Annotated in this window: 2 protein-coding genes and 1 pseudogene; all 3 read right to left on the bottom strand. The window is 71.7% G+C overall.

Annotated elements, in window-relative coordinates:
- On the bottom strand, positions 1 to 1,558 hold a 1,558-nt coding region (pgi, locus tag GTW43_RS36170; protein WP_161306210.1), incomplete at its 3' end, for a glucose-6-phosphate isomerase.
- Positions 1,551 to 2,492, bottom strand: coding sequence for a glucose-6-phosphate dehydrogenase assembly protein OpcA (gene opcA, locus GTW43_RS36165; protein ID WP_161306209.1), 942 nt, complete (start codon positions 2,490 to 2,492; stop codon positions 1,551 to 1,553). The genes pgi and opcA, both read right to left, overlap by 8 nt.
- Positions 2,489 to 2,915 (bottom strand): annotated as a pseudogene (locus tag GTW43_RS36160) (glucose-6-phosphate dehydrogenase); the annotation flags it as partial. The pseudogene GTW43_RS36160 and the gene opcA, both read right to left, overlap by 4 nt.

The following is a 2,915-nucleotide window of genomic DNA, read 5'->3' as shown; positions in this document are numbered from 1 at the left end:
TGGCGAGGACCTTGCCGAGCTCGACGCCCCACTGGTCGAAGGAGTCGATGTTCCAGACGGCGCCCTGGACGAACACCTTCTGCTCGTAGAGGGCGATCAGCTGGCCGAGGACCGAGGGGGTCAGCTCGGTGGCGAGGATCGTCGTCGTCGGGTGGTTGCCCTTGAACGTGCGGTGGGCGACCTGCTCCTCGGCGACGCCCTCGGCGCGCACCTCGTCGGAGGTCTTGCCGAAGGCGAGCGCCTGGCCCTGCGCGAACAGGTTGGCCATCAGCAGGTCGTGCTGGCCCGCCAGGCCGGCGCCGAGCTCCTCGACGGGGCGCGCGAAGCCGATGAGGTCCGCGGGGATCAGCTTCGTGCCCTGGTGGATCAGCTGGTAGTAGGCGTGCTGTCCGTTGGTGCCGGGCGTGCCCCAGACCACGGGTCCCGCCTGCCACTCGACGCTGCGGCCCTGGCGGTCCACGGACTTGCCGTTGGACTCCATGTCGAGCTGCTGGAGGTACGCGGTGAACTTGGACAGGTAGTGGCTGTAGGGCAGGACCGCGTGCGACTGCGCGCCGTGGAAGTTGCCGTACCAGATGCCGAGCAGGCCCAGCAGGAGCGGGGCGTTGGCCTCGGCGGGCGCCGTGCGGAAGTGCTCGTCGACGAGGCGGAAGCCGTCGAGCAGTTCGCGGAAGCGGTCCGGGCCGATCGCGGTCATCAGGGAGAGGCCGATGGCCGAGTCGAAGGAGTAGCGGCCGCCGACCCAGTCCCAGAACGCGAACATGTTGGCGGTGTCGATGCCGAACTCGGCGACCTTCTCGGCGTTCGTCGACAGGGCGACGAAGTGCTTGGCGACCGCGCCCTCGGTGCCGTCGGCACCGCCGAGGCCCGCGAGCAGCCAGGACCGGGCGGCCTGTGCGTTGGTGATCGTCTCGATCGTGGTGAACGTCTTCGAGGCGATGACGAACAGCGTCTCGGCCGGGTCGAGGTCGCGGACGGCCTCGTGCAGGTCGGCGCCGTCCACGTTCGACACGAAGCGGAACGTGAGGTCGCGGGCGGTGTAGGGCCGCAGCGCCTCGTAGGCCATGGCGGGGCCGAGGTCGGAACCGCCGATGCCGATGTTGACGATGTTCCTGATGCGCCGGCCGGTGTGGCCGGTCCACTCACCGGAGCGGACGGCGTCGGCGAAGACGGCCATCTTGTCGAGCACGGCGTGCACCTCGGGCACGACGTTCTCGCCGTCAACCTCGATCACGGCGTCGGCCGGGGCGCGCAGGGCCGTGTGCAGCACGGCGCGGTCCTCGGTCGTGTTGATCTTCTCGCCGCGGAACATGGCGTCGCGCTGCCCGAACACGTCGGTGGCGGTGGCCAGTTCCTGGAGGAGCGCGAGCGTCTCGTCGGTGACGAGGTGCTTCGAGTAGTCGATGTGCAGGTCGCCGACCTGCACGGTGTAGCGGCCGGCGCGCTCGGGGTCGCTCGCGAACAGGTCGCGCAGGTGCGTCCCGTTGAACTTCGCGCGGTGGTCCTCCAGGGCGGTCCACTGCGGGCGGCGCGTCAGGAGGGGGGTGGTGTCAGGCATGTTGAACGGACTCCTTGGAGCCGGAGGGGCCGGCCTGGAGCGCGACGGCGTACATCTCGTCGGCGTCGAGGCGGCGGAGCTCTTCGGCGATCAGCTCGGCGGTGGTGCGGACCTTCAGGGCGAGGGTGCGCTCCGGCTGGCCGGGCAGGGTGAGGGTGGCCAGCGGGCCGTCCGGGCGGTCGATGCGGATCTCGCCGTTCGCCGTGCCGAGCCGGACGGCGGTGACGACGGGGCCCGCGGTGACGACGCGCTCGACCGGGACGCCGAGGCGGGCCCCGAGCCAGCGGGCGAGGAGCTCGGCGCTGGGGTTGCCGGCCTCCGACTCGACGGCGGCGGAGACGACGTCGACGCGGGCCTGGTCGAGGGCGGCGGCGAGCATGGAGCGCCACGGGGTGAGCCGGGTCCAGGCCAGGTCGGTGTCGCCGGGCGTGTAGAACGCGGCGCGCCGGTTCAGGGCGTCGAGCGCGTCCTCGTCGGCGTACAGGTCGGTGATCCGGCGGGCGGCGAGCGCGCCCAGCGGGTCCGCCGCGGGCTCGTCCGGGGCGTCGACGGGCCACCACACGACGGCCGGGGCGTCGGGCAGCAGCAGGGGCAGGACGACGGACGCGGCGTGCTGGCTCACCTCGCCGTACAGGCGCAGGATCACGGTCTCGCCGGTGCCCGCGTCGGAGCCGACCCGGACCTCGGCGTCGAGGCGGGTGCCCTGCCGGTCCCGCGGGGTGCGGGCGGTGCGCTTGATGACGACGAGGGTGCGCGAGGGGTGCTCGCGGGAGGCCTCCTCGGCGGCCTTCTGCGCGTCGTAGGCGTTCTCCTCGTCGGTGACGATCACCATCGTGAGCACCATGCCCACGGCGGGGGTGCCGATGGCCCGGCGGCCCTCGACCAGCGCCTTGTTGATCTTGCTTGCCGTGGTGTCGGTCAGGTCGATCTTCATGGCCTGCGCCAGCTCCGTCCGTCTCGTGCGAGCATCTCGTCGGCTTCCTTCGGGCCCCAGCTGCCCGAGGCGTACCGGGCCGGGCGGCCGTGGGTGTCCCAGTGCTCCTCGACGGGGTCGAGGATGCGCCAGGACTCCTCGACCTCTTCCGTGCGCGGGAAGAGGTTGGCGTCGCCGAGCAGCACGTCCAGGATCAGCCGCTCGTACGCCTCCGGGCTGGACTCGGTGAACGACTCGCCGTAGGCGAAGTCCATCGAGACGTCCCGGATCTCCATCGAGGTGCCCGGCACCTTCGATCCGAAGCGTACGGTCATGCCCTCGTCGGGCTGGACGCGGATGACGATCGCGTTCTGCCCGAGCTCCTCCGTGGCGGTGGAGTCGAACGGCGAGTGCGGGGCGCGCTGGAAGACGACCGCGATCTCG

Source organism: Streptomyces sp. SID5785, assembly GCF_009870065.1.
Taxonomy (GTDB): domain Bacteria; phylum Actinomycetota; class Actinomycetes; order Streptomycetales; family Streptomycetaceae; genus Streptomyces.
This window is presented reverse-complemented; position numbering and strand designations above follow the sequence as displayed.

Coding starts and splice junctions, on each gene's coding strand:
- opcA (WP_161306209.1), bottom strand. CDS start 2,492: ATGAAGATCGACCTGACCGACACCACGGCAAGCAAGATCAACAAGGCG.